The sequence below is a fragment of the Streptomyces sp. Y309 genome (genome assembly GCF_056712025.1).
This window is the reverse complement of sequence record NZ_CM160048.1, coordinates 2,701,732-2,727,744: the sequence shown is the minus strand read 5'-3', so window position 1 is coordinate 2,727,744 and position 26,013 is coordinate 2,701,732. Positions and strand designations below refer to the sequence as shown.

The window sequence follows — 26,013 nt, the reverse complement described above, 5'->3', positions numbered from 1 at the left end:
GGCTCGGGCCGGGGAGGGCTCCAGAGCCGTCCCCGGCCCGCAGTCGTATCGCCAGGCATCACCAGGTATCACCAGGCGTCACCCAGGCGGAGACGCCACAGTCCACCAGGCCCACAGTCCACCAGGCAGACACACCACAGTGTCGACAGGAGAGACAGCACAGTGCAGCTCGTAGTCGCGCGGATCGGCCGCGCCCACGGCATCAAGGGCGAGGTCACCGTCGAGGTGCGCACCGACGAGCCGGAGCTCCGGCTCGCCCCCGGCGCCGTGCTCGCCACCGACCCCGCGGGCGTGGGGCCGCTGACCATCGAGACCGGCCGCGTGCACAGCGGACGGCTGCTGCTGCGCTTCGCGGGCGTACGCGACCGCACGGGCGCCGAGGCGCTGCGCAACACGCTGCTGATCGCCGAGGTCGACCCGGAGGAGCTCCCGGAGGACCCGGACGAGTTCTACGACCACCAGCTGATGGACCTCGACGTGGTCACCAAGGACGGCGCCGAGGTCGGCCGGATCACCGAGATCTCCCACCTGCCCTCGCAGGACCTGTTCATCGTGGAGCGCCCCGACGGCAGCGAGGTGATGATCCCGTTCGTCGAGGAGATCGTCACCGAGATCGACCTGGAGGAGCAGCGGGCCGTCATCGACCCGCCGCCCGGTCTTATCGACGACCGCGCGGAGATCGCGTCCGCGCGTGACGCCGAGGCGGCCCCGGAGGACCAGGCGTAATGCGGCTCGACGTCGTCACGATCTTTCCCGAGTACCTGGAACCCCTGAACGTCTCCCTCGTGGGCAAGGCACGCGCGCGTGGGCAGCTCGACGTCAACGTGCACGACCTCAGGGAGTGGACGTACGACCGGCACAACACGGTCGACGACACCCCGTACGGCGGCGGCCCGGGCATGGTCATGAAGACCGAGCCCTGGGGCGCCGCCCTCGACGACGTGCTCGCCGAAGGATACGAGGCAGGGGCTCACGGGCCCGTCCTCGTCGTCCCCACGCCCAGCGGGCGCCCCTTCACCCAGGAACTCGCCGTCGAGCTCTCCGAGCGCCCCTGGCTGGTCTTCACTCCCGCGCGCTACGAGGGCATCGACCGCCGCGTCATCGACGAGTACGCGACCCGGATGCCCGTCTACGAGGTCTCCATCGGCGACTACGTCCTCGCGGGCGGCGAGGCCGCCGTGCTGGTCGTCACGGAGGCCGTGGCCCGGCTCCTGCCCGGTGTCCTGGGCAACGCCGAGTCCCACCGCGACGACTCCTTCGCGCCCGGAGCCATGGCCAATCTCCTCGAAGGACCCGTCTACACCAAGCCCCCGGAGTGGCGCGGTCACGGCATTCCGGATGTCCTGATCAGCGGCCACCACGGCAAGATCGCCCGCTGGCGGCGGGACGAGGCGCTGCGGCGCACCACCCGCAACAGGCCCGATCTCATTGAGCGTTGCGACCCCGCGGCCTTCGACAAGAAGGACCGCGAGATGCTCTCGATCCTGGGGTGGCGGCCGGGGCCCGACGGCCGATTTGGGCGAGACCCCGAGGCCGTGGAAGAATAGACCGCTGCTGTACGTCCAGCTTGCGCCCCTGCCACAGGGGGAACGACGCCCGCCCGACGCGATCAGCTACCGAAACCTCATCACCACGTTCCGCTGATGACCTGTGGCATCAGCGAAGAAAGCAGACGATCATGTCTCACCTGCTCGACTCCGTCGACTCCGCGTCGCTGCGCAGCGACATCCCGGCCTTCCGCCCGGGTGACACCGTCAACGTCCACGTCCGCGTCATCGAGGGCAACCGCTCCCGTGTGCAGCAGTTCAAGGGCGTAGTCATCCGCCGCCAGGGCGCCGGTGTCCGCGAGACCTTCACGGTCCGCAAGGTCTCGTTCTCCGTCGGCGTCGAGCGCACCTTCCCGGTGCACACCCCGATCGTCGAGAAGATCGAGCTCGTCACCAAGGGTGACGTCCGCCGCGCAAAGCTGTACTACCTGCGCGACCTGCGCGGCAAGGCCGCGAAGATCAAGGAGAAGCGCGAGAGCTGAGCTCGCGCACGGCCCTCGGGTCGAGCTCACGCGCGGGTCCACAGCGGGGCCGGATAGCATCTGGCCCCGATGGACACCGAAGCACAGCACACGGAGCGCGACCGCTCCTCCCCCTCCTCCGAGTCCGGACCCGCTGCCGCGGACGCACCGGACACGGAGGGCACGGAGGAGCGGTCGCGCTCCGTTTTCGCGTCCTTCGTGGCCTGGATTCCCGGCGGCCGGCTCACCCTGACCGCCCTCCTGTGCATGGCCGTCCTGCTCCTGCTCAGCACCTTCGTGGTGCAGCCGTACGCGATCCCCAGCGGCTCCATGGAGCCCGCGTTCCGGCCCGGGGACCGCGTACTCGTCAACAAGTTGGCGTACCGTTTCGGTTCCGGCCCACAGCGCGGTGACGCGGTCGTCTTCGACGGCAGCGGCTACTTCGGAGACTCCGATTACGTGAAGCGGGTCGCGGGCGTGGGGGGCGACCGGGTGGTCTGCTGCGACAAACGGGGGAGGATCAAGGTGAACGGCGAACCCGTCGACGAGCCGTATCTGTTCCCCGGGGACGCCCCCTCCACGGTGCCGTTCGACGTCGTCGTGCCCGACGACACCCTCTTCCTGCTCGGCGACCACCGCAGCGACTCCAGCGACTCCCGCGACCACCTGGGGTCTCCCGGCGGCGGCATGATCCCCGTCGACTCCGTCATCGGCAGGGCCGACTGGATCGCCTGGCCGCTCGGCCGCTGGACCTCCCTGAAGCGCCCCGACGCCTACGCGCGCGTGCCGGCACCCGGCGGCGCACATGGGTAATCGCGGCCGCGCGAAGGCCACCCACGCCGCCGACACCCGGCTGCCCACCGGAACGCGTCCCACCACCGGCCCCGTGCTTCCCGGCCGGGCCGAGCGCCGCAAGCTCGCGAAGAAGGTCAAGCGCCGCAGGCGCCGCTCCGCGATCAAGGAGATACCACTCCTCATAGGCGTCGCCCTGCTGATCGCCCTCGTCCTGAAGACCTTCCTGGTGCAGGCCTTCGTGATCCCCTCGGGCTCCATGGAGCAGACGATCCGCATCGGCGACCGCGTCCTGGTCGACAAGCTCACCCCGTGGTTCGGCAGCAAGCCCGAGCGCGGGGACGTCGTCGTCTTCAAGGACCCCGGGAACTGGCTGGAGGAGGAGCGCGGCAAGAAGAAGGACGACCCCGTCGTCGTCAAGCAGATCAAGCAGGGCCTGACCTTCATCGGGCTGCTCCCGTCCGACGACGAGCGCGACCTGATCAAGCGCGTCGTGGGCGTCGGCGGCGACACCGTGAAGTGCTGTGACAAGAACGACAAGGTCACCGTCAACGGCGTACCGCTCGACGAGCCGTACATCCACCCCGGGGACAAGCCCTCCCAGTTCGAGTTCGAGGTGAAGGTCCCCAAGGGACGGCTGTTCGTCATGGGCGACCACCGCTCGGATTCCGCCGACTCCCGGTTCCACCGGAACGAGAAGTTCAGCGGCACCGTCTCGGAGGACGAGGTGGTGGGCCGCGCGCTCGTCATCGCCTGGCCGCTCGGCCACTGGCGCAAACTGGAAGAGCCCGACACGTACGCGTCCGTGCCCGACGCGCCCGCCGGGTCGGACACTGCCACAGGAGCGTCGCATAGGGTGGCCCCCGGCGATCGCAACGGAATTACCGGCCTCCCGACCCCTGCGGAACTCCCGCTCGTTATGGGAGTGGTGGGCCTGCGTCGCGCACGGGGCAGGCAGTGGTACGGACTGAGGAGTGGATGTGGGGGATGTGGCGGTCGGCGCACGATCCGGACACGAGGGGCCCGAGGAGCAGCCTGGGCACTCCGCAGAGCCGGCACCCGCACCCGCGGCGGACGGGATGAGCACCGGCCCTGACACCGCGGCCCCCGGCCCGGCGGCCCCCGGCGAGACCGGCGTCCCGGGCCCACAGGGCGAGCTGCCGAAGCCGGCGAAGGACAAGAAGAAGCCCAAGTCCTTCTGGAAGGAGCTGCCGCTCCTCATCGGCATCGCGCTGATCCTCGCCCTGGTCATCAAGACCTTCCTGGTCCAGGCGTTCTCGATCCCGTCGGACTCGATGCAGAACACGCTGCAGCAGGGCGACCGGGTGCTTGTCGACAAACTGACCCCGTGGTTCGGCTCCGAGCCCGAGCGCGGCGAGGTCGTGGTCTTCAGGGACCCGGGCCACTGGCTGGACGGCGAGCCCACTCCTGACCCGAACGCGGTGCAGAAGGTCCTCGGCTGGATCGGCCTGATGCCGTCCGCCGACGAGAAGGACCTCATCAAGCGCGTCATCGCCGTCGGCGGCGACACCGTGGAGTGCAAGGGCACCGGCCCCGTGAAGGTCAACGGCAAGGCGCTGAACGAGAAGAACTACGTCTTCGAGGGCAACACCCCCTGCACGGTCGACGACCAGGGCGGCCAGTTCAAGGTCACGGTTCCCAAGGGCAAAATCTGGGTCATGGGTGACCACCGGCAGAACTCCCTGGACTCCCGGTATCACCAGAACCAGCCGGGCGGCGGCGCCGTCCCCGTCGACAACGTCGTGGGCCGCGCCTTCGTGATCGCCTGGCCCCCCACCCGCTGGGGAACGCTCCCGGTCCCGGACACCTTCGACCAGCCCGGCATCGGCCAGGCGATGAGCGCGGCCCCGGCCGCCCTCGGCCTCGCGGGCGCCGTGCCGATCGTGCTGTGGCGCCGTCGACGGGCGGCCGCACGCCAGGATTCCGGCCGCGGCACCAGGGTTTCTGGCGGAGGTACCGCCGGGTAGTCTGCCGTCCCAGATCACCGATCTTCCACGGCCCCCGTCCCGGACGACGGCGCGCGTCACTGTCGTACGCCGCTCGCATACTCGGTACGAGGGGCCGCGGGGTCGTCTCCGAGCCGGGGGAGCACTGGGATGAGCACGACACGTCGTACGGACGAGGGCCACGGACGGCTCGGCAGCACGCTGTCGGGCATCGCCGTGGCCCTCGGCTGTGTCCTCTTCCTCGGCGGCTTCGTCTGGGGCGCCTTCGTCTACCAGCCGTACACCGTCCCCACGGGCTCGATGACGCCCACCATCGGGGCGGGCGACCGGGTCCTCGCCCAGCGCATCGACGGCGACGACGTGCGCCGCGGCGACGTCGTCGTCTTCCGGCAGCGGACCTGGGGCGACCTGCCGATGGTCAAGCGCGTCGTCGGCGTCGGCGGAGACAAGGTCGCCTGCTGCACCGACGGCAAGTTGACCGTCAACGGCAAGCAGATCGACGAACCGTATCTCCCCAAGGGAGGAGGGGCCGCGGCGACCGGGATACCGGAGACGACCGTGCCCAAGGGCCGGCTGTTCCTGCTCGGCGACGAGCGCAGCGGCTCGATGGACTCCAGCGTGCATCTGGAGGACGCCGACCACGGCACGGTGCCGCGCAGCGCGGTGAAGGGCCGCGTCGACGCCGTGGCCTGGCCGCTGGACGGCATGCTCGACCGCACCACCGCCTTCGACGACCTGCCCGGCGGCACGTCCGCCCCGGGGCCGCTGCGGTGGCAGCTCACCGCGGTGGTGGTGGGCGCGGTGCTGGTCCTCGGGGGTGCCGCGTACGGCCCGATCGCCAAGCGGGCACGGCGGCGCGCCGGGCAGCCCGGAGGCGCGGGCGGCGCGGGCGGCGGGGGCGGCAGGGCCGGTGGGACCACGGAGGCTGCCGGTGTCGGCTGAGGACATGACGGGAACCGCCGGGTCCGGGGCCGGTGCGGTGGCCGGACGGCCGCTGCGGAAGGTGGCGCGCGTCGTGCTGCTGGACGAGCGGGACCGGATCCTGCTGCTGCACGGCCATGAGCCGGGCGACCCGGCGGACGACTGGTGGTTCACTCCGGGCGGTGGCCTGGAGGGTGACGAGACGCGTGCGCAGGCCGCGCTGCGGGAGCTCGCCGAGGAGACCGGAATCACAGAGGTCGAACTGGGCCCCGTCCTGTGGCGCCGGGTGTGCTCCTTCCCCTTCGCCGGGGAGCGCTGGGACCAGGACGAGTGGTACTACCTGGCCCGAACCGCGCAGACGGCGACGCGTGCGACGGGCCTGACCGACCTGGAGCGGCGCAGCGTCGCCGGAGCACGCTGGTGGACGTGCCGGGAACTCGCCCAGGCACATGAGACGGTGTATCCGACCAGACTCGCCGAGCTGCTGCGCACGCTGCTCGACGAGGGTCCCCCGAGCGCGCCCCAGACCCTCGACACGGAAATCGTGTAGGGGCTCCCGGGGCTGGCGCACAATAGGGGGACGCACGGCTGAAGGGGAACATGCCATGAGCGCCGAGGACCTCGAGAAGTACGAGACCGAGATGGAGCTGAAGCTCTACCGGGAGTACCGAGACGTCGTCGGTCTGTTCAAATACGTGATCGAGACCGAGCGGCGCTTCTACCTCACCAACGACTACGAGATGCAGGTGCACTCGGTCCAGGGTGAGGTGTTCTTCGAGGTGTCGATGGCGGACGCCTGGGTGTGGGACATGTACCGGCCGGCGCGGTTCGTCAAGCAGGTACGGGTACTCACGTTCAAGGACGTGAACATCGAAGAGCTCAACAAGAGCGATTTGGAGCTGCCGGGCGGCTGAGCTTCCCCGTTCGGGGGACAGGGTTGTCCACAACCCGCCAGTAGCGCACCAAGATCCAATAGCTGGGGCCCGCCGCGTGACCGTGGGTGTCGGAGGTGGTGCCGACATGAACGCACAGGGTGCACTCGGCAAGTACGGCGAGGAGCTGGCCGCACGGCGGCTGGCCGAAGCCGGGATGACGGTCCTGGACCGCAATTGGCGCGGCGGCAGGACGGGCGAGATCGACATCGTCGCCCGTGACGGTGACGCCCTGGTCGTCTGCGAGGTGAAGACCCGCAGGGAGGCGTCCTTCCAGCATCCGATGGCGGCGATCACGCCCGTCAAGGCCCAGCGATTGCGCGGCCTCGCCGAGCGCTGGCTCCAGGAACACGGCGGGGCGCCGCCGGGCGGCGTGCGCATCGATCTGGTGGGCGTCGTCGTGCCCGAGCGCGGCGCGCCCGTGGTCGAGCACGCGCGGGGGGTGGCCTGATGGCCTTCGCGCGTACGTGCTCGGTGGCTCTGGTCGGCGTCGACGGCGTCGTCGTCGAGGTGCAGGCCGATCTGGAACCGGGCGTCGCGGCGTTCACGCTGGTGGGGCTGCCCGACAAGAGCCTCACGGAAAGCCGCGACCGGGTCAGGGCGGCGGTGGTCAACTCCGGTGGCGAGTGGCCGCAGAAGAAGCTCACGGTCGGCCTGAGCCCCGCGTCCGTGCCGAAGGGCGGCAGCGGTTTCGACCTGGCCGTGGCCTGCGCGGTCCTCGGTGCCGCGGAGCGGATCGACCCCCGTGTCCTCGCCGACATCGTGATGATCGGCGAACTGGGGCTCGACGGCCGGGTGCGGCCGGTGCGCGGCGTGCTGCCCGCCGTCCTCGCGGCGGCGGACGCCGGCTATGAGCAGGTGGTCGTGCCGGAGTGCACGGCGGCGGAGGCCGCACTGGTGCCCGGGGTGTCCGTCCTCGGTGTGCGCAGCCTCCGGCAGCTCATCGCGGTCCTCACCGACGAACCGGTCCCGGAGGAGGATCCGGCCGAGGCCGGCCGCCCGGACCCGCTGATGGCGGGCCTGAACCTGCCCGGTGCGGGGCTCGGCACCGGCATGAGCGGCTTCGGGACCTCGGAGCACGACCAGCAGCAGGACCTGGCGGACGTGGTCGGCCAGGCCTCGGCGCGCACGGCGATGGAGGTGGCGGCCGCAGGTGGACACCATGTGTTCCTGCAAGGGCCGCCGGGCGCCGGCAAGACCATGCTCGCCGAGCGGATGCCGGCCATCATGCCCCGGCTGTCCAGGGCGGAGTCCCTGGAGGTGACGGCCGTCCACTCGGTCGCGGGCATGCTGCCGCCCGGCAACCCGCTGGTGGACATCCCGCCGTTCTGTGCGCCGCACCACTCGGCGACCATGCAGTCGCTCGTGGGCGGCGGCAAGGGGATCGCCCGGCCCGGGGCGGTCTCCCTCGCTCATCGAGGGGTGCTCTTTCTCGACGAGGCGCCGGAGTTCAGCAGCCACGCGCTGGACGCCCTGCGCCAGCCGCTGGAATCGGGGTATGTCGTGATCGCCCGCAGCGCCGGCGTGGTGCGGCTGCCCTCGCGGTTCTTGATGCTGCTCGCGGCGAACCCCTGCCCGTGCGGACGCTTCAGCGTGACGGGCGACAGCTGCGACTGCTCCCCGAGCACCATCCGCCGCTACCAGGCCAGGCTCTCCGGCCCCCTCCTCGACCGGGTGGACCTCAGGGTCCATGTGGAGGCCGTCACCCGCTCCGAACTGACGGCGCAGGGGGCGCGGGGAGAGTCCACACAGGTCGTGGCCGACCGCGTACGCGCCGCCCGGGAGCGCGCGGCCACCCGCCTCGCGGGCACCCCCTGGCGCACCAACAGCGAGGTGCCGGGCCATGAGCTGCGCACCCGGTGGCACGCCGTCCCCGGGTCCATGGCCGAGGCCGAACACGGCCTGGAGCGCGGCCTCCTCACGGCCCGCGGCCTCGACCGGGTGCTGCGGGTGGCGTGGACCGTGGCCGACCTGACGGGCCACGACCGCCCGGACGCGGGAGACGTGGCGCTGGCGCTCCAACTGCGCACCGGGGTGCCGCGCGGGCTGCCCATGGTGGTGGGGGCGCGGACGTGAGCGGGGAAGGGGAGGACGTGACCGGGGAGGGCGCGGACGCGAGCGGGGAAGGGGAGCGGGGTCCGGCCCCACCCCCACCCCCACCCTCACTCCTCGACGAGGACCGCCTCGCCCGCGTCGCGCTGACGCGGGTGCTGGAGCCCGGGGACGCCGTGGGCGGGCGGTGGCTGCGCGAGTGGGGGGCCGTCGAGGTGCTGCGGCGGCTGGTCGGGGGGCATGGGCAGGGCGACGGCGAGGAGCGGCTGCCGGGGGTCACGGCGAAGCGGTGGGAGGGCTTGCGGGCCCGGACCGGGCGGGTGCGGGCGGTGCGGGATCTGGAGACGGCCGGGGCGGTCGGGGCGCGGTTCGTGGTGCCCGGGGATGCCGAGTGGCCGGTGCAGTTGGACGACCTGGGGGACGCGCGGCCCGTCGGGCTGTGGGTGCGGGGGCGGCCGTCCCTGCGGATCTGGGCGCTGCGGTCGGTGGCGGTCGTGGGGGCCCGGGCCTGCACGGAGTACGGGGCGCACATGGCGGCTAGTCTCGGCGCGGGGCTGGCGGAGCGCGGGTGGGTGGTGATGTCCGGCGGGGCGTACGGCGTGGACGGCGCCGCGCACCGGGGTGCCCTCGGCGCGGGCGGCGCCACCGTGGCGGTGCTCGCGTGCGGGGTCGACCGGCCCTATCCCCGGGGGCACGCACAGTTGATCGGCCGGATCGCGGAACAGGGGCTCGTGGTGGGGGAGTTGCCGCCGGGCGACCACCCGACGCCGAGCAGATTCATCCTGCGGAACCGCGTGATCGCGGCGCTCACCCGCGGCACCGTCGTCGTGGAGGCTGCCTACCGCAGCGGCGCCCTGGTCACGGCGCGCTGCGCCCAGGACCTGGGGAGGCACACGATGGGGGTGCCCGGGCCCGCCACCAGCGGATTGTCGGCGGGGGTGCACGAACTGCTGCGCGGGGACGGGGTGCTGGTCAGCGACGCCGCCGAAATCGTGGAGCTGGTCGGGGACATGGGGGAGCTGGCGCCGCCGCGGCGCGGCCCGGTGGTGCCGCGCGATCTGCTGCACCCCGGCGCGGCCCGGGTGCTGGCCGCCCTGCCGGCGCACGGGAGCACCGGGACGCGGGACATCGCACGGGGGGCGGGCACCAGCGTGGACGACGCCGTCGCCCGGCTGTACGAACTTCGCTCGCTCGGCTTCGTCGAACGACACGGCGACGGCTGGCAGTTGACACGCCAGGCGATTCTCTCGCTCCTTCCGAGTGGAGGTGAGGCGTGACGGTGAGTGTTGCGCCGGACGGATGAACCCCGACGGCCTTGGGAATTCGTGCAGTTGGCGCGGCCCGTCCGTCACGCAGCGCGACGAAAGTGATCCCGTGGAGCGTCAAGCGGAACGTATCTGCGTACGCGCGATCCCATAGTCTTCGCACTCTGCGACACTTCAGTCACGCTACGCTCACAATGGATCCGGTGCGGACAAGCCATCAGACGGACGACCTCATTCACTTCGCACACACTCCCAAGCGCACTGATTCCGGCAACTTTCCCCAGTTCACGGCAGAACGGCTCAAGGCGACGCATGCCCCAGCACACCTCAGGGTCCGACCGGGCGGCAGTTCCCCCAGCCGCCCGAAGCGGCGAGCGGGAGCGGCCACCCGCTCCCACGTCGCTGGACGAGCTGTGGCGGTCGTACAAGACGACGGGCGACGGGCGGCTGCGCGAGCAGTTGATCCTGCACTACTCGCCGCTCGTGAAGTACGTCGCGGGTCGCGTGAGCGTCGGCCTGCCGCCCAACGTCGAGCAGGCGGACTTCGTGTCGTCCGGGGTCTTCGGGCTCATCGACGCGATCGAGAAGTTCGACATCGAGCGCTCGATCAAGTTCGAGACGTACGCGATCACGCGGATCCGGGGCGCGATGATCGACGAGTTGCGGGCGCTGGACTGGATCCCCCGGTCCGTGCGGCAGAAGGCGCGCAACGTGGAGCGGGCGTACGCCACGCTGGAGGCGCGGCTGCGGCGCACCCCGTCCGAGGGCGAGGTCGCCGCCGAGATGGGCATCCCGGTGGAGGAACTGCACGCGGTCTTCAGCCAGTTGTCGCTGGCGAACGTCGTCGCCCTGGAGGAGCTGCTGCATGTCGGCGGTGAGGGCGACCGGCTGAGCCTGATGGACACCCTCGAGGACACCGCGGCCGACAATCCCGTCGAGGTCGCCGAGGACCGTGAGCTGCGGCGGCTCCTCGCGCGGGCGATCAATACGCTGCCGGAGCGGGAGAAGACCGTCGTCACGCTGTACTACTACGAGGGCCTCACGCTCGCCGAGATCGGCAACGTGCTCGGGGTGACGGAGAGTCGCGTGAGCCAGATCCACACGAAGTCGGTGCTGCAGTTGCGGGCGAAGCTGGCCAGTTTTGGTCGGTGAGGGTGCCGGTGCGCGGGTGAATCGTCCCTGCCTCCGGCCGCGCCCTGTGCCCCGGCGCTGCCGCTGCCAGGAGGAATGCCTGCCTGGCGGGCTCCCCTGGCGGGCGCCTCGTCCGTAAAGTGGAGCCGTGCCAAGGATTCGAGCGGCCTCTGTGGCCGAGCACCGGTCGATGCAGCGCGGCGCCCTGCTGGACGCAGCGCGATCCCTGCTGTCCGAAGGCGGTACGGAGGCGCTGACGTTCCCGGCCCTCGCCGAGCGCACGGGACTCGCGCGCTCGTCCGTCTATGAATACTTCCGCTCGCGCGCGGCCGTCGTGGAAGAGCTGTGCGAGGTCGACTTCCCCGTCTGGGCGGCGGAGGTCTCGGCGGCCATGGAAGCGGCGGACTCGCCCGAGGCGCAGGTCGAGGCGTACGTGCGGCGGCAGCTCGCGCTGGTCGGGGACCGGCGGCACCGGGCCGTGGTGGCGATCTCGGCGAGCGAGCTGGACGCGGGGGCGCGGGAGAAGATCCGGGCCGCGCACGGTGGTCTTGTGGCCATGATCGTGGAGGCGCTCGGGGCGCTGGGGCATCAGGAGCCGCGGCTCGCCGCGATGCTGTTGCAGGGGATCGTGGACGCCGCGGTCCGGCGGATCGAGCTGGGGGTGGCCGAGGAGCCCGAGGCCATTACGGAGGCTGCCGTGGCCATGGCTCTGCGGGGCGTGCGCGGCTAGGTCTGGCCGGGGGCCTGGGGTGGGTGTCGGGCGCCCGGGGGCGACTTTGGTCGGCGTTGGCATCAGGGTGCCCGGAACCGGGGGCTGTGCCCACCCGTGCCGCCCTGCGGCACGACTGCCCACAGCCGGGAAGGCGCACTCTGCAGCACGTGCCCACAGCGGGAGCGGGAGTGGGAGTGGGGGGTGCGGCACGACTGCCCACAGCCGGGACGGGAGCGAACTCTGTGGCACGTTTGCCTACAGACGGTTGGTCGTCAGAGGCAGCAGGCGGGACGGGGCTCGGCCCAGGAGCCACGGTGGGAGCAGGGTCAACGGGTTCAGGTAGGTGTCCTCCCGGAGGAGGCCCCAGTGCACGCATGCCGTGGGGCAGTGGAAGCGGGCCGTTGGCTCGACCGTGCCGAGGGGGTCGCCCGTGGCCACCTCCGCGCCCTTCCTGACCGTGGGCCGCACCGGCTCGTAGGTCGTGCGCAGGGGCGGGTCCCCCGTGCGTGCCAGCTCCACCGAGACCACCCCGCGGCCCGCCACCCGCCCCGCGAAGGACACCCGCCCCGGGGCGACCGCGCGGACCGGGGAGCCCGGCGGCGCGGCCAGGTCCACGCCCCGGTGACCCGCGCCGTACTCCGTGGCCGGCGGCTCCCATCCCCGTACCACCCACGGACGCGCCGCCACCGGCCAAACGCCGCCGACGACCGGAACCGGACCCCGGGCCGCCGCGGCCGCCGCGCCCGGTGGCGGCTCCGGTGCCTGCGCGCGGCTCGCAGGCGCAGCCGGCCCCGGTCCCGCCGCCCGCACGGACCCGCAGACCAGCGCCAGCAGCACCAGGACCCACACCGCCACATTCGTCGCGCCCCGCACCCGGGGCAGTCGCTCACACGTCATGCCAGAACGGTCCCGCCCGGCGCCGATCCGCGGGGATCATGGCCGGGAACGGTGGACTACCAGCCGGTTGTGGACAGCGCCGTCACCCGGCGCCCCGCGGGTCCCGTACACTTCATGTGGCGATCCGGGTCACCGGGTCGACTTCGCACGCCCCGACATCAGGCTCTCGCAGCCGATGGTGTCAGCGCCTTTCGGTCCCGTACGCGAGTACGTGGCACGGCGCGCGCCGGGCGTCAGGACATAACCGAGAAAACCAAGGAGTACGGCCATGGCCGTCGTCACGATGCGGGAGCTGCTGGAAAGCGGCGTCCACTTCGGTCACCAGACCCGCCGTTGGAACCCGAAGATGAAGCGCTTCATCTTCACGGAGCGCAACGGCATCTACATCATCGACCTGCTCCAGTCGCTGTCGTACATCGACCGCGCCTACGAGTTCGTCAAGGAGACCGTCGCCCACGGCGGCACGGTCATGTTCGTCGGTACGAAGAAGCAGGCGCAGGAGGCCATCGCCGAGCAGGCGACCCGCGTCGGCATGCCGTACGTCAACCAGCGCTGGCTGGGCGGCATGCTCACGAACTTCTCGACCGTCTACAAGCGTCTGCAGCGCCTCAAGGAGCTCGAGCAGATCGACTTCGAGGACGTGGCCGCCTCCGGCCTCACCAAGAAGGAGCTGCTCGTCCTCTCCCGCGAGAAGGCCAAGCTGGAGAAGACCCTCGGCGGTATCCGCGAGATGTCCAAGGTGCCCAGCGCCGTCTGGATCGTGGACACCAAGAAGGAGCACATCGCCGTCGGCGAGGCGCGCAAGCTCAACATCCCGGTCGTCGCGATCCTCGACACCAACTGCGACCCCGACGAGGTCGACTACAAGATCCCGGGCAACGACGACGCGATCCGCTCCGTCACCCTGCTCACCCGCGTGATCGCCGACGCCGTCGCCGAGGGCCTCATCGCCCGCTCCGGCGTCGCCACCGGTGACTCGAAGCCGGGCGAGAAGGCCGCGGGCGAGCCGCTCGCCGAGTGGGAGCGCGACCTGCTCGAGGGCGAGAAGAAGGCCGACGAGACCCCCGAGGCCCCGAAGGCCGACGAGGCCCCCAAGGCTGACGAGGCCCCCAAGGCTGACGAGGCTCCGAAGGCCGACGAGGCCCCGAAGGCCGACGAGAAGCCGGCCGACGAGACCCCCGAGGCTCCGGCCGCGGACGCCGAGCAGGCCTGACGGTTGAGCTTGGGCAGCATCGGCTGCTGACGGCGGGGGCCCGTGCCACAAGCACGGCCCCCGCCGTTCACCCGTAGATCTTCGACTTCGAGAAAGACTTTCGAGAATCATGGCGAACTACACCGCCGCTGACGTCAAGAAGCTCCGTGAGCTCACGGGCGCCGGCATGATGGACTGCAAGAAGGCGCTCGACGAGGCCGACGGCAACGTCGACAAGGCCGTCGAGGCCCTGCGCATCAAGGGCCAGAAGGGCGTCGCCAAGCGCGAGGGCCGCTCCGCCGAGAACGGCGCCGTCGTCTCCCTGATCGCCGACGACAACTCCACCGGCGTCATCGTCGAGCTCAAGTGCGAGACCGACTTCGTCGCCAAGGGCGAGAAGTTCCAGTCCGTCGCGAACGCACTGGCCGCCCACGTCGCCAAGACCAGCCCGGCCGACGTCGAGGCGCTGCTCGCGTCCGAGATCGAGCCCGGCAAGACGGTCCAGGCGTTCGTCGACGAGGCCAACGCCAACCTCGGCGAGAAGATCGTCCTGGACCGCTTCGCGCAGTTCTCCGACGGCTACGTCTTCGCGTACATGCACCGCACGATGCCCGACCTGCCCCCGCAGATCGGTGTCCTCGTCGAGCTGGACAAGGAGAACGCCGAGGTCGCCAAGGGCGTCGCCCAGCACATCGCCGCCTTCGCGCCGAAGTACCTCTCCAAGGAGGACGTGCCGGCCGAGGTCGTCGAGGCCGAGCGTCGTGTCGCCGAGGAGACCACCCGCGCCGAGGGCAAGCCCGAGGCCGCCCTGCCGAAGATCGTCGAGGGTCGCCTCAACGGCTTCTTCAAGGACGCCACCCTCCTGGGCCAGCCGTACGCCCTCGACAACAAGAAGTCCGTCGAGAAGGTCCTCCAGGAGGCCGGTGTCACCCTGAAGCGCTTCTCGCGCATCAAGGTCGGCATCTGAGTCCGTACCACGATCGACGCTAGACCCCGCTAGGGTCTAGCGCGGTCGCCCGCGTACGCAGCGGCGTACGTGACGGGCGTGACGGCGTATCCGAGGGGAACCCGGAAGGACGGGACCCTCGCACGCGACGGACGACCGCAAGATCTGACGAGGAGGCCATTGCCGCGCATGGGAGAACACCACCCCACCGGCAATGGCCTCTTCGTATGTGCACCACAAGGAGAACTCCATGACCAAGGCCGACACCAAGAGTGACGACGGCAAAGTAGCCGGGCGCTTCCTGCTGAAGCTGTCCGGCGAGGCGTTCGCCGGAGGCGGCGGACTCGGCGTCGACCCCGATGTGGTGCACAAAATCGCCCGCGAGATCGCGGCCGTCGTGCGTGACGGCGCGCAGATCGCCGTCGTCATCGGCGGCGGCAACTTCTTCCGCGGCGCCGAACTCCAGCAGCGCGGCATGGACCGGGCCCGCTCCGACTACATGGGCATGCTCGGCACGGTGATGAACTGCCTGGCGCTGCAGGACTTCCTGGAGAAGGAAGGCATCGGCTGCCGCGTGCAGACCGCCATCACCATGGGGCAGGTCGCGGAGCCGTACATCCCGCTGCGCGCCGTGCGCCACCTGGAGAAGGGCCGCGTCGTCATCTTCGGCGCCGGTATGGGCATGCCGTACTTCTCCACCGACACCACCGCCGCCCAGCGGGCCCTGGAGATCGACGCCGAAGCCCTGCTCATGGGCAAGAACGGCGTCGACGGGGTCTACGACTCGGACCCCAAGACCAACCCGGACGCGGTGAAGTTCGACTCCCTCGGGTACGGCGAGGTCATCACCCGCGACCTGAAGGTCGCCGATGCCACCGCCGTCACCCTGTGCCGGGACAACAAGCTGCCCATCCTCGTCTTCGAACTGCTCGCCGAGGGCAATATCGCGCGGGCCGTCAAGGGTGAGAAGATCGGCACACTCGTGGGCGACCAGGACTCCCGGGCCTGAGCCGAGTACGTCCCTCGTCGGGGTCGACGACGCCGTCGGCCGACCTCATCGAGGGGATGGACAAAGCCCTGCCGGTCGGACACCGTGCAGGAAAGAGACGCGACGCAGCCGGCCGATTCATGGAAGCCGGGCCTACTCAAGACACGCAGGAGCAAGTGGTGATCGAAGAGACCCTCCTCGAGGCCGAGGAGAAGATGGAGAAGGCCGTCGTGGTCGCCAAGGAGGACTTCGCCGCGATCCGTACGGGCCGTGCCCACCCGGCGATGTTCAACAAAATCGTGGCCGACTACTACGGCGCGCTGACGCCGATCAACCAGCTCGCCTCGTTCTCGGTGCCCGAGCCGCGCATGGCCGTGGTGACCCCGTTCGACAAGACCGCACTGCGCAACATCGAGCAGGCGATCCGCGACTCGGACCTGGGCGTCAACCCGAGCAACGACGGAAACATCATCCGGGTGACGTTCCCCGAGCTCACCGAGGAGCGCCGCCGCGAGTACATCAAGGTCGCCAAGACCAAGGGCGAGGACTCGAAGGTCTCGATCCGTTCGATCCGTCGCAAGGCCAAGGACGCCTTCGACAAGGCGATCAAGGACGGCGACATCGGCGAGGACGAGGGCCGCCGCGCCGAGAAGGACCTCGAAGACCTCACGTCGAAGTACGTTGCTCAGGTGGACGAGCTGCTCAAGCACAAGGAAGCCGAGCTGCTCGAGGTCTGATCGAGTCCGCTCGACGTCCATCTAGGTCTGAGGAATCCGAACTCCGTGAACGACACTTCCTGGGGGGCGCCGTCCAGAGCCGGGTACTGGGGGGCACCCGGCCAGGGACCGGTCCAGGGTGCTGCCCCGGCGGGTCCCGCATACGATGCGCAGCATGCACTGACTCCTTCAGAGACGCAGCCCATGCCCATCGTTCCCGACGCAAGCGTGAGCGGCGGACACCAGGACGACGACCGGGGGGCTGCTCAGCCGAGCGGCCCCCTGTTCCGTGACGAGACGCCGCCCGCGCCGCCCCCCGCACCCCCCGCGCAGAAGCCGCAGGAGCCCATGACCGGCGCACCACAGCCCGCCCCAGCCCCGCAGAAGAAGAGCGCGGGCCGTGACCTCGGGGCGGCCATAGGGGTCGGCGTGGGGCTCGGCGCGGTGATCCTCGCGTCGCTCTTCATCAAGAAGGCGGTCTTCGTCGGCGTCATAGCGGTCGCCGTGGTGGTCGGCCTCTGGGAGCTGACCTCGCGCCTCGAAGAGCGCAAGGGCATCAGGGCGCCGCTCGTGCCGCTCGCCGTGGGCGGCGCCGCGATGGTCGTCGCCGGGTACGTCCGCGGGGCCGAGGGCGCCTGGGTGGCGATGGCGCTGACCGCTCTCGCGGTGCTCGTCTGGCGCATGACCGAGCCTCCCGAGGGCTATCTGAAGGACGTCACCGCGGGTGTCTTCGCGGCGTTCTACGTCCCCTTCCTCGCGACGTTCGTGGCGCTGATGCTGACCGCGGACGACGGTCCCTGGCGGGTGTTCGTCTTCCTGCTGCTCACCGTGGTCAGCGACACTGGTGCGTACGCGATCGGCTGGCGCTTCGGCAAGCACAAGCTGGCGCCGCGCATCAGCCCCGGGAAGACCAGGGAAGGGCTGCTCGGCGCGGTCTCCTTCGCGATGGCGGCGGGCGCGCTGTGCATGCACTTCCTGATCGACGACGGCATCTGGTGGCAGGGCCTGCTCATCGGCCTCGCGGTCGCGGCGAGCGCGACGCTCGGCGACCTCGGCGAGTCGATGATCAAGCGTGACCTCGGCATCAAGGACATGGGCACGCTGCTGCCGGGCCACGGCGGCATCATGGACCGGCTGGACTCCTTGCTGCCGACGGCGCCGGTGGTGTGGTTGTTGTTTGTGGCGTTCGTGGGTACTGGCTGATCTCGCTGTTTGAGTGGGTGCGTGTTGTGCGGTGGTGTCGCCGGGCTCTGGTGTCGAGGGTGGCATGGGCACGCTGCTGCCTGGCCACGGCGCCACGCGGCGGAGCCGCATGTCGATACAGCATGGACCGGCTGGACTCCTTGCTGCCGACGGCGCCGGTGGTGTGGTTGTTGTTTGTGGCGTTCGTCGGCACCGGCTGAGCCGCTGGGCTTGGTTGGGGCGGTTGACCTGCGGTTTTGTGTACGAGGGGTCCGTTATCCACAGGGTGGCGGGCCTCTCTCGTATGTCTGCGACACTTGAAGGACCATGCCCAAGCCCGGAGAACTCACGTTTGTCGCGCCCCGCGGAGCCAAGAAGCCGCCGCGGCACCTCGCCGACCTCACGCCCGCCGAGCGGAAGGAAGCCGTCGCCGCCACCGGCGAGAAGCCGTTCCGCGCCAAGCAGCTCTCGCAGCACTACTTCGCCCGGTATGCCCACCAGCCCGAGCAGTGGACGGACATCCCGGCCGGTGCGCGCGGCAAGCTCCAGGAGGCGCTGCTTCCGGAGCTGATGTCGGTGGTGCGGCACATCAGCTGTGACGACGACACCACCCGCAAGACCCTGTGGCGGCTGTTCGACGGCACGCTGGTGGAGTCCGTGCTGATGCGCTATCCGGACCGGGTCACCATGTGCATCAGCTCCCAGGCGGGATGCGGCATGAACTGCCCGTTCTGCGCGACGGGCCAGGCGGGCCTGGACCGGAACCTGTCCACCGCTGAGATCGTGCACCAGATCGTCGACGGCATGCGGGCTCTCAGGGACGGCGAGATCCCGGGCGGAGCGGCCCGGCTGTCCAACATCGTCTTCATGGGCATGGGCGAGCCGCTCGCCAACTACAACCGCGTGGTCGGTGCCATCCGTCGGCTGACCGACCCCGAGCCCGACGGACTCGGCCTCTCGCAGCGCGGCATCACCGTGTCCACCGTCGGCCTGGTGCCCGCCATCCACCGGTTCGCGGACGAGGGCTTCAAGTGCCGCCTCGCCATCTCGCTGCACGCGCCCGACGACGAGCTGCGCGACACCCTCGTCCCGGTCAACACCCGCTGGAAGGTCCGCGAGGTCATGGACGCCGGCTGGGAGTACGCGGCCAAGTCCGGCCGCCGCCTCTCCATCGAGTACGCGCTGATCCGGGACATCAACGACCAGGCATGGCGCGGCGACCGGCTCGGGCGGCTGCTCAAGGGCAAGCCGGTGCACGTCAACCTCATCCCGCTGAACCCGACACCCGGCTCGAAGTGGACGGCGTCGCGGCCCGAGGACGAGAAGGCCTTCGTCGAGGCGATCGCCGCCCACGGCGTGCCGGTCACCATCCGTGACACCCGTGGCCAGGAGATCGACGGGGCGTGCGGCCAGCTCGCGGCGGCCGAGAGGTAGTCTTGCGGGCGTAACCACATCTGCATATTCCGACAGGGGAGCGCCACAGCGCTGAGAGTGCGGTATCGGCCGCAGACCCTCTGAACCTCGCCCAGGTCATTCTGGGTAGGAAGTTCGGTCGCTACTCAAGCTGTTGCGCCCTGCCCGGGACACCGATCCGACGGTCCCGGGCAGGGCCGCGTCTCTTCCTGGTCACTCCAGGAGGATGTTTTTCGTGAGCACCATCAAGAGGGCGTCGGTGAAGAGGGCGTCCGTCACGGCGGCCGCCGTGGGCCTCGGGCTCGTCGTGGTCACCGCGTGCGGCTCCGACAACGGGTCGAAGGCGTCGGACGCCAAGTCCGTGACCCTCGTGACGCACGACTCCTTCAACGTCTCCAAGGGCGTGTTGAAGGCCTTCGAGGAGACCTTCGGCTACAAGGTCCGTGTTCTTGAGGACGGCGACGCCGGGCAGGCCGTGAACAAGGCGATCCTGTCCAAGGGCAACCCGCAGGGCGACGTGTTCTTCGGCGTCGACAACACCCTGCTCTCCCGGGCGGTCGACAACGGCGTCTTCGAGTCGTACGAGGCCAAGGGCCTGGACCAGGTCCTGCCGCAGTACCGGCCCGCCGGGGGCGAGAAGGGCGTCACGCCCATCGACTCCGGCGACATCTGCGTGAACTACGACAAGAAGTACTTCGCCGACAAGAAGCTGGCGCCGCCGCAGTCCTTCGACGACCTGATCAAGCCCCGGTACAAGAACCTCCTCGTCACCGAGAACGCCTCGACCTCCTCTCCGGGCCTCGGCTTCGTGCTCGGCACGGCCGCGAAGTACGGCGACGACGGCTGGCAGGGCTACTGGAAGAAGCTGAAGGCCAACGGCGTCAAGGTCGTCGACGGCTGGGAGCAGGCCTACAACGAGGAGTTCTCCGGCTCGGCCGGCGGCAAGAAGGCCAAGGGCGACCGGCCGCTCGTCGTGTCGTACGCCTCGTCGCCGCCGGTCGAGGTGCTCTACGCCGAGCCGCAGCCCAAGCAGGCCCCGACGGGCGTCGCCACCGGCACCTGCTTCCGGCAGATCGAGTACGCCGGCCTGCTGAAGGGCGCGAAGAACGAGAAGGGCGGCAAGGCGCTCCTCGACTTCATGATCAGTAAGAAGTTCCAGGACGACATGCCGCTGAAGATGTTCGTGAACCCGGTGCGCGAGGGAGCGCAGACGCCCGAGCTGTTCCGGAAGTTCGGCGTGACGGTCGACAAGCCGCAGACGATGGCCCCGAAGAAGATCGCCGACAACCGTGAGCAGTGGGTCAAGTCATGGACCTCGCTCGTTCTGAAGTAGCCGAGCCCCGCTCCGGGAAGGCCCCTGAGGGACGTACGGGACGTAGTGACCGCGGGGGCCGTGCCCGGCGGGACCGGCGCGGGAGCGCGGCGCGGCTCGGACTCATGGTCCTGCCCGTCGCGTTCTTCGCCGTCTTCTTCGCCTACCCGGTCGCCGCGATCGTCGGGCGCGGCCTGAAGGCGGACGGGAGCTGGCAGTTCGGCCGGATCGGCGAGGTGGTCGGCCAGTCGGACGTCCAGCAGGTCCTGTGGTTCACCACCTGGCAGGCGCTCGCCTCGACGGCGCTCACGCTGCTGATCGGGCTGCCCGGCGCGTATGTCTTCGCGCGCTTCGATTTCAGGGGCAAGCAGGTGCTGCGGGCGGTCGTCACCGTGCCGTTCGTGCTGCCGACCGTCGTCGTCGGCACGGCCTTCCTCGCCCTCATCGGGCGCGGCGGGCTCTTCGACGAGCTGTGGGGCGTACGCCTGGACACGACGGTGTGGGCGATCCTGCTCGCGCACGTCTTCTTCAACTACGCCGTCGTCGTGCGCACCGTCGGCGGGCTCTGGTCAGGGCTCGACCCGCGCCAGGAGGAGGCCGCGCGGATGCTCGGCGCCTCCCGGCTCACCGCCTGGCGGACGGTCACGCTGCCCGCGCTCGCACCTGCCGTCGCGGCGGCCGCGCTGATGGTCTTCCTGTTCACGTTCACGTCGTTCGGCGTCGTACAGATCCTCGGCGGCCCGGCGTACTCGACGCTCGAAGTCGAGATCTACCGGCAGACCGCCCAGCTCCTGGACCTGCCGACGGCCGCCGTCCTCACGCTCGTGCAGTTCGCGGCGGTCGGCGGGGTGCTCGCCGTGCACGCCTGGACGGTGCGCCGGCGCGAGAGCGCGCTGAAGCTGGTGGACGCGTCGGCGACGGTGCGGCGGCCGCGCGGGGCCGGGCAGTGGAGCCTGCTCGGCTTCGTGCTCCTGACCGTCGCGCTGCTGATCCTGCTGCCGCTCGGCGTGCTGGTGCAGCGCTCGTTCGACGGGCCCGGCGGCTACGGATTCCGCTACTACGAGACGCTGCGCTCGACCGACGGCGGGGCGTTCCTCGTCCCGGCCGTCGACGCGATCGGGAACTCGCTCCAGTACGCGGTCGTGGCCACCGCCATCGCCGTGGTGATCGGCGGGCTCGCGGCGGCCGCGCTGACCCGGCGCGCGGGACGGCTCGTGCGCGGGTTCGACGCGCTCCTCATGCTGCCGCTCGGCGTGTCCGCGGTGACCGTCGGCTTCGGCTTCCTGATCGCCCTGGACGAGCCGCCGCTCGACCTGCGGGCGTCCTGGATCCTGGTGCCGCTGGCCCAGGCGCTGGTGGGCGTCCCCTTCGTCGTCCGCACGATGCTGCCCGTCCTGCGCGCGGTCGACGGACGGCTGCGCGAGGCGGCGGCGGTGCTCGGCGCCTCGCCGCTGCGGGCCTGGCGCGAGGTCGACTTCCCGCTGGTCCGGCGGGCGCTGCTGATCGCGGCGGGCTTCGCCTTCGCGGTGTCGCTCGGCGAGTTCGGCGCGACGGTGTTCATCGCCCGGCCGGACAACCCCACCCTGCCGGTCGCGGTGGCGCGGCTGCTCGGCCGCGCCGGGGACCTCAACTACGGGCAGGCAATGGCCCTTTCGACGATTCTGATGGTGGTGTGCGCGGTGTCGCTGTTGCTCCTGGAGCGGTTGCGTACGGAACGTACGACGGGAGAGTTCTGATGACTGCCGCGCAGGACGCCGCGCCGGGCGCCGGGCAGGCCGGGGCGCTGCTGCGTCTTGAGGACGTGACGGTACGGTTCGGGGCCCGCGCCGCCCTCGACTCTGTGGGCCTCGATGTCACCGAGCACGAGATCGTGTGCGTGCTCGGGCCGAGCGGCAGCGGCAAGTCGACGCTGCTGCGGGCCGTCGCCGGGCTGCAGGGGCTCGACGGCGGGCGGATCGTGCTCGGCGGGCGCGACCAGGTCGGGGTGCCCGCGCACAAGCGGGGCGTCGGCCTGATGTTCCAGGACCATCAGCTCTTCCCGCAGCGGGACGTGGCGGGCAACGTCGCCTTCGGGCTGCGGATGCACGGCGCCGCGCGCGCCGAACAGTCCCTGCGGGTCGCCGAGTTGCTCGACCTGGTGGGGCTGCCGGGCGCGCAGAAGCGGGCCGTGTCCTCGCTGTCGGGCGGGGAGCAGCAGCGGGTCGCGCTCGCCCGGGCGCTCGCGCCGCGGCCGCGGCTGCTGATGCTCGACGAGCCCCTGGGCCAGCTCGATCGCTCACTGCGGGAACGCCTCGTCGTCGAACTGCGGGAACTCTTCGACGAGTTGGGTACGACGGTGCTCGCGGTCACGCACGACCAGGGCGAGGCGTTCGCGCTCGCGGACCGGGTCGTGGTGATGCGGGACGGGCGGATCGCCCAGTCCGGTACGCCCCTTGAGGTGTGGCGGAACCCGGCCGACGAGTTCGTCGCGCGCTTCCTCGGCTTCGACAACGTGGTCGACGCGACCGTCACCGGCGAGGCCGCGGACACGGTGTGGGGCAAGATCCCGGTGCCGGACGGGACCCGGCAGGGGGCCTGCCGGCTGCTCGTGCGGCCCGCCGGGGTGCGGCTCGTGGGGTCGTGGGAGGGGCTCGCGTGCGTGGTGACGGCGCGTACGTTCCGGGGCACGCATGTCGCCGTGCGCCTGGAGCCGCAGGGCGGGCCGAAGCTCGAGGCGGCGTGCGCGCTGCGGGACGCGCCCGCTGTGGGGGAGACGGTGGGGGTCGCGTTCGACTCGGGTGACGTGGTGGTGCTCGGCTGAGGGGCCTCCGGGCGGTGGCGGCGGAATCCCGGCTGCCGTGGCAGGGGGTGTCGACCTATGGTTCGGCCATGACGAGACTTGGATACGACCGGTACCGCGAAGAAGTCGCCCGGCAGCTCGGGCTGTTCAGGGAGACCCTGACAGGGGCCGACCTGACGGTCACCGTGCCGACCTGTCCCGAATGGACCCTCGGGCAGCTCGCCCGGCACACCGGCGGTGCCGTGCGGTGGGTCGAGGCGCATGTGCGGACGCGGGCGGAGGCGAACATCCCCGAGTCGGATGTCCCGGGCATCGAGGGGCCCGGCGACGACGATCCCGCCGGGCTCGACGCGTGGCTCGCCGAGACGGCGGAGCTGATGGACGCGGCCCTGCGGGGTGCCTCCGGCGAGACGGCCGTGTGGACGTGGGCCGCGGAGCACACCGCCGAGTTCTGGGCTCGGCGGATGACGCACGAGGTGGCCGTGCATCGGGCCGACGCGGCGATCGCCGCGGGGGTTCCGTACGAGGTGGCGCCCGAGGTTGCCGCTGACGCGATCGACGAGTGGCTGGAGATCGTGCAGTACGTGCAGCGGAACAACTTGGCGGACAACGCGGGCGAGTTGCGTGGGGGTGGGCGGAGCATTCATCTCCACTCCGTGGATGCGGGGGCCGCGGTGGATGCGGAGTGGGTGGTGGAGTTGGCCGAGGAGGGGGTCGTGTGGCGGCGGGGGCACGAGAAGGCCGACGTCGCCCTTCGCGGGCCGCTTACGGAGGTTCTGCTGGCGTTTTATCGGCGGCGGGGGTTGGACTCCGGGCGGGTTGAGGTGCTCGGGGATCGGGAGCTGTTGGAGTTCTGGCTGGAGCGGGCGTCGTTTGGGTGACTGTCGGCCGTAAAGGCGACGTCGGACTGGGCTGCCTTGAGGGTCGGGAGCCGCCCCTGGCGGCCCAGCTGCCCACAGCGCGAAGCAGACAGCTCATGCGGTCCAGCAGCCCACAGCAGGTGGCGGCACGAACCGGGCTGCCCGCAGCGGGGGTGGGCGGAGGGTGGGTGGGCTGCCCGCCGTGCGTGGGGCTACGCCGGACTGCCCAGCTCCGCCAAAGCCGTTGCTGCCTCGCTTACGTCTCCCACCAGCGCGATGCGTGCCCCCATCGGGCGGTTGGTCGCCAGGGACTGGAGGAGGGGCCAGGCAGGGAGGTGGTCGGTCCAGTGGTGGGTGTTCACCAGGACCATGGGGGTGGGGGTGCCGCGGGACTCGTAGTAGTTGGGGGTCGCGTTGTCGAAGATCTCCTGGACGGTGCCCGCGGCACCCGGCAGGAACACGACGCCCGCGTTGGACCGGGCGAGCAGCCCGTCCTCGCGGGTGGCGTTGGCGAAGTATTTGGCCAGGTGCGCGGCGAACGCGTTCGGCGGTTCGTGGCCGTAGAACCACGTGGGGATGCCGACGGACGGACCGCCGGACGGCCACCGCTCGCGCACCGCGAACGCGGCCCGCGCCCACTCGGTCACCGACGGCGTGAACGAGGGCGCCTTGGCGAGGACGACCAGCGCCTCGTCGAGCATCTCGTCGTCGTACGCGGCGGCGTACGCCCCCAGGTTCGCCGCCTCCATGGCCCCGGGACCGCCCCCGGTCGCCACCGTGAACCCTGCGCGCGCGAGCTGCCGCCCGAGCCGCGCCGCACCCGCGTACTCCTCCGTGCCCCGCGCCATCGCGTGACCGCCCATGACGCCCACCACCCGCGCCCCGGCCAGGAGTTCGTCGAGCGCGTCGGAGATGGAGTCGTCGTGCACCGCGCGCAGCATCGACGCGAAGACGTCGCCGTCGGCCTTGGTCTGCTGGAACCACGCGTAGGCGCGGGCGTCCGGTGTCGCCTCGTACCCGCCGTCCTCCAGCCCCGCGAACAGGTCGCCGGGCGTGTAGAGGAGCGCGCGGTAGGGGTCGAACGGCAGGCCCGGGACGGGCGGGAAGACCAGGGCGCCGGAGGCCCGGACGCGGGCGGCGGCGTCCTCCGCCATCGGGCAGCCGAGGAACACGGCGTCCGTGGTGTCCGCGGTGAGCAGCGCGGCCGTACGGCCCGTCAGGTCGACGGCCTGGACGCGGTATCCGGCGAGCGAGCCGCGTACCGCCATCACCTCGTCGAACTCGGCGAGCGACTCGATCTCGCGGTCCTTGGTCCCGCGGTCGCCGGGCTGCTGGGCGGATGCTTCGGAGGGCAGCATCCGCCCATGCTATGCACCCCTGGGACGTGCCTGACGCTCAGCCCTCGACCTGGGCCGGGTCCATCCAGATGATCTCCCAGGTGTGGCCGTCCAGGTCGTCGAAGGCGCGGCCGTACATGAAGCCGTAGTCCTGGACCTTGCCGACGGTGCCGCCCGCCGCGACCGCCTTGTCGACCAGCTCGTCCACCGCGGTGCGGCTCTCGGCGCTGAGGCCGATCAGTGCCTCGCTTGTCTTGGTGGCGTCCGCGATCTCCTTGGTGGTGAACTGCTGGTAGTGCGACTTGCTGAGCATCATCGCGACGATCGTGTCGCTGATCGTGACGCAGGCACAGTCCTCCGTGGAGAACTGCTTGTTGATCGAGTAACCGAGCTCGGTGAAGAACTTCCGCGAGGCCTCGACGTCGTTCACGGCCAGGTTCACGAAGATCATCTGCTGGTACATGTGTGTCTCCCGTGGGGTGCGTGTGTCGTGCGTAAACGTCTGTGTGCGTCTTACGCAGGATTAGACGGCCCCTCGGACCGGAACTCATCGGCCGCGGCGAAGTTTTTTCCGTACGAGTTTCCGTACGGGCTTTGGCGCGGGTTTCCGT

The 26,013-nt window shown here is 70.8% G+C and carries 27 protein-coding genes; 24 read left to right on the top strand and 3 right to left on the bottom strand.

Annotated elements, in window-relative coordinates:
• The first annotated feature begins 162 nt into the window (after positions 1-162).
• The 14 genes from rimM (at position 163) to AC0KTA_RS10075 (ending at position 11,798) form a co-directional block, all read left to right on the top strand.
• Positions 163-726, top strand: a complete 564-nt coding sequence (gene rimM, locus AC0KTA_RS10140; protein WP_481054790.1) for a ribosome maturation factor RimM — start codon at positions 163-165, stop codon at positions 724-726.
• Positions 726-1,547 (top strand): tRNA (guanosine(37)-N1)-methyltransferase TrmD, encoded by an 822-nt coding sequence (gene trmD / locus AC0KTA_RS10135; protein ID WP_481054789.1) that lies wholly within the window; start codon positions 726-728, stop codon positions 1,545-1,547. The genes rimM and trmD overlap by 1 nt, the downstream gene beginning before the upstream one ends.
• 131 nt (positions 1,548-1,678) lie before the next feature.
• Entirely contained in the window at positions 1,679-2,029 is a 351-nt protein-coding gene (rplS, locus tag AC0KTA_RS10130; protein ID WP_081237419.1) for a 50S ribosomal protein L19, read from the top strand.
• 69 nt (positions 2,030-2,098) lie between these two features.
• The gene (lepB, locus tag AC0KTA_RS10125; protein WP_481054788.1) at positions 2,099-2,821 is read left to right on the top strand and encodes a signal peptidase I; all 723 of its coding nucleotides are present in this window, start codon (positions 2,099-2,101) and stop codon (positions 2,819-2,821) included.
• Positions 2,814-3,896, top strand: a complete 1,083-nt coding sequence (lepB, locus tag AC0KTA_RS10120) for a signal peptidase I (RefSeq protein ID WP_481054787.1) — start codon at positions 2,814-2,816, stop codon at positions 3,894-3,896. Before lepB (AC0KTA_RS10125) ends, lepB (AC0KTA_RS10120) begins: the two co-directional genes overlap by 8 nt.
• Positions 3,880-4,788 (top strand): signal peptidase I, encoded by a 909-nt coding sequence (gene lepB, locus AC0KTA_RS10115; RefSeq protein WP_481054786.1) that lies wholly within the window; start codon positions 3,880-3,882, stop codon positions 4,786-4,788. The genes lepB (AC0KTA_RS10120) and lepB (AC0KTA_RS10115) overlap by 17 nt, the downstream gene beginning before the upstream one ends.
• A 129-nt stretch (positions 4,789-4,917) precedes the next feature.
• Complete coding sequence (lepB, locus tag AC0KTA_RS10110) at positions 4,918-5,709, top strand: signal peptidase I (RefSeq protein ID WP_481054785.1); 792 nt, start codon at positions 4,918-4,920, stop codon at positions 5,707-5,709.
• Positions 5,710-5,713: 4 nt separating this feature from the next.
• Positions 5,714-6,238, top strand: a complete 525-nt coding sequence (locus tag AC0KTA_RS10105) for an NUDIX hydrolase (protein ID WP_481054784.1) — start codon at positions 5,714-5,716, stop codon at positions 6,236-6,238.
• 55 nt (positions 6,239-6,293) lie between these two features.
• Positions 6,294-6,602 (top strand): DUF2469 domain-containing protein, encoded by a 309-nt coding sequence (locus AC0KTA_RS10100; protein ID WP_003965949.1) that lies wholly within the window; start codon positions 6,294-6,296, stop codon positions 6,600-6,602.
• 76 nt (positions 6,603-6,678) lie between these two features.
• Entirely contained in the window at positions 6,679-7,071 is a 393-nt protein-coding gene (locus AC0KTA_RS10095; RefSeq protein WP_204327999.1) for a YraN family protein, read from the top strand.
• Entirely contained in the window at positions 7,071-8,696 is a 1,626-nt protein-coding gene (locus AC0KTA_RS10090; RefSeq protein WP_481054783.1) for a YifB family Mg chelatase-like AAA ATPase, read from the top strand. The genes AC0KTA_RS10095 and AC0KTA_RS10090 overlap by 1 nt, the downstream gene beginning before the upstream one ends.
• Positions 8,693-9,949, top strand: coding sequence for a DNA-processing protein DprA (gene dprA, locus AC0KTA_RS10085; protein WP_481054782.1), 1,257 nt, complete (start codon positions 8,693-8,695; stop codon positions 9,947-9,949). Before AC0KTA_RS10090 ends, dprA begins: the two co-directional genes overlap by 4 nt.
• Before the next feature lie 300 nt (positions 9,950-10,249).
• Positions 10,250-11,089, top strand: a complete 840-nt coding sequence (gene whiG / locus AC0KTA_RS10080; RefSeq protein ID WP_016638790.1) for an RNA polymerase sigma factor WhiG — start codon at positions 10,250-10,252, stop codon at positions 11,087-11,089.
• Positions 11,090-11,240: 151 nt separating this feature from the next.
• The gene (locus tag AC0KTA_RS10075) at positions 11,241-11,798 is read left to right on the top strand and encodes a TetR/AcrR family transcriptional regulator (protein WP_481056372.1); all 558 of its coding nucleotides are present in this window, start codon (positions 11,241-11,243) and stop codon (positions 11,796-11,798) included.
• A 237-nt stretch (positions 11,799-12,035) separates the two neighbouring features.
• Here AC0KTA_RS10075 and AC0KTA_RS10070 read toward each other — a convergent pair whose 3' ends face one another.
• The gene (locus tag AC0KTA_RS10070) at positions 12,036-12,677 is read right to left on the bottom strand and encodes a peptidoglycan DD-metalloendopeptidase family protein (protein WP_481054781.1); all 642 of its coding nucleotides are present in this window, start codon (positions 12,675-12,677) and stop codon (positions 12,036-12,038) included.
• 268 nt (positions 12,678-12,945) lie between these two features.
• On the opposite strand from AC0KTA_RS10070, the gene rpsB reads away from it, so the two are divergent.
• The 10 genes from rpsB to AC0KTA_RS10020 all read left to right on the top strand — a co-directional run bounded on the left by rpsB (position 12,946) and on the right by AC0KTA_RS10020 (position 24,086).
• Positions 12,946-13,890 (top strand): 30S ribosomal protein S2, encoded by a 945-nt coding sequence (gene rpsB / locus AC0KTA_RS10065; protein WP_481054780.1) that lies wholly within the window; start codon positions 12,946-12,948, stop codon positions 13,888-13,890.
• 109 nt (positions 13,891-13,999) lie between these two features.
• On the top strand, positions 14,000-14,836 hold the full coding sequence (gene tsf / locus AC0KTA_RS10060; RefSeq protein WP_481054779.1) for a translation elongation factor Ts: 837 nt from the start codon (positions 14,000-14,002) through the stop codon (positions 14,834-14,836).
• A 229-nt stretch (positions 14,837-15,065) separates the two neighbouring features.
• Positions 15,066-15,824: a UMP kinase gene (gene pyrH, locus AC0KTA_RS10055; RefSeq protein ID WP_189736944.1), complete on the top strand. Its 759-nt coding sequence runs from the start codon at positions 15,066-15,068 to the stop codon at positions 15,822-15,824.
• A gap of 158 nt (positions 15,825-15,982) precedes the next feature.
• A complete protein-coding gene (gene frr, locus AC0KTA_RS10050; protein ID WP_481054778.1) occupies positions 15,983-16,540 on the top strand; it encodes a ribosome recycling factor in 558 nt (185 codons plus the stop codon).
• A gap of 45 nt (positions 16,541-16,585) precedes the next feature.
• The gene (locus tag AC0KTA_RS10045; RefSeq protein ID WP_481054777.1) at positions 16,586-17,722 is read left to right on the top strand and encodes a phosphatidate cytidylyltransferase; all 1,137 of its coding nucleotides are present in this window, start codon (positions 16,586-16,588) and stop codon (positions 17,720-17,722) included.
• Between the two features lie 306 nt (positions 17,723-18,028).
• Complete coding sequence (gene rlmN / locus AC0KTA_RS10040) at positions 18,029-19,135, top strand: dual-specificity RNA methyltransferase RlmN (RefSeq protein WP_481054776.1); 1,107 nt, start codon at positions 18,029-18,031, stop codon at positions 19,133-19,135.
• A gap of 205 nt (positions 19,136-19,340) precedes the next feature.
• Positions 19,341-20,447 carry a thiamine ABC transporter substrate-binding protein gene (locus AC0KTA_RS10035; protein WP_481054775.1) on the top strand — a complete coding sequence of 369 codons (1,107 nt, stop codon included), beginning with the start codon at positions 19,341-19,343 and terminating at the stop codon, positions 20,445-20,447.
• A gap of 104 nt (positions 20,448-20,551) precedes the next feature.
• Positions 20,552-22,162, top strand: a complete 1,611-nt coding sequence (locus AC0KTA_RS10030) for an ABC transporter permease (protein WP_481054774.1) — start codon at positions 20,552-20,554, stop codon at positions 22,160-22,162.
• Positions 22,162-23,226, top strand: a complete 1,065-nt coding sequence (locus tag AC0KTA_RS10025; protein WP_481054773.1) for an ABC transporter ATP-binding protein — start codon at positions 22,162-22,164, stop codon at positions 23,224-23,226. The genes AC0KTA_RS10030 and AC0KTA_RS10025 overlap by 1 nt, the downstream gene beginning before the upstream one ends.
• 68 nt (positions 23,227-23,294) lie before the next feature.
• Positions 23,295-24,086, top strand: coding sequence for a maleylpyruvate isomerase family mycothiol-dependent enzyme (locus AC0KTA_RS10020; RefSeq protein WP_481054772.1), 792 nt, complete (start codon positions 23,295-23,297; stop codon positions 24,084-24,086).
• A gap of 191 nt (positions 24,087-24,277) precedes the next feature.
• On the opposite strand, the gene AC0KTA_RS10015 is transcribed toward AC0KTA_RS10020, so the two are convergent.
• Together AC0KTA_RS10015 and AC0KTA_RS10010 are read right to left on the bottom strand one after the other, a co-directional pair.
• The gene (locus AC0KTA_RS10015) at positions 24,278-25,423 is read right to left on the bottom strand and encodes an LOG family protein (RefSeq protein WP_481054771.1); all 1,146 of its coding nucleotides are present in this window, start codon (positions 25,421-25,423) and stop codon (positions 24,278-24,280) included.
• 37 nt (positions 25,424-25,460) lie between these two features.
• Positions 25,461-25,865 (bottom strand): VOC family protein, encoded by a 405-nt coding sequence (locus tag AC0KTA_RS10010; protein ID WP_481054770.1) that lies wholly within the window; start codon positions 25,863-25,865, stop codon positions 25,461-25,463.
• Positions 25,866-26,013 lie beyond the last annotated feature (148 nt).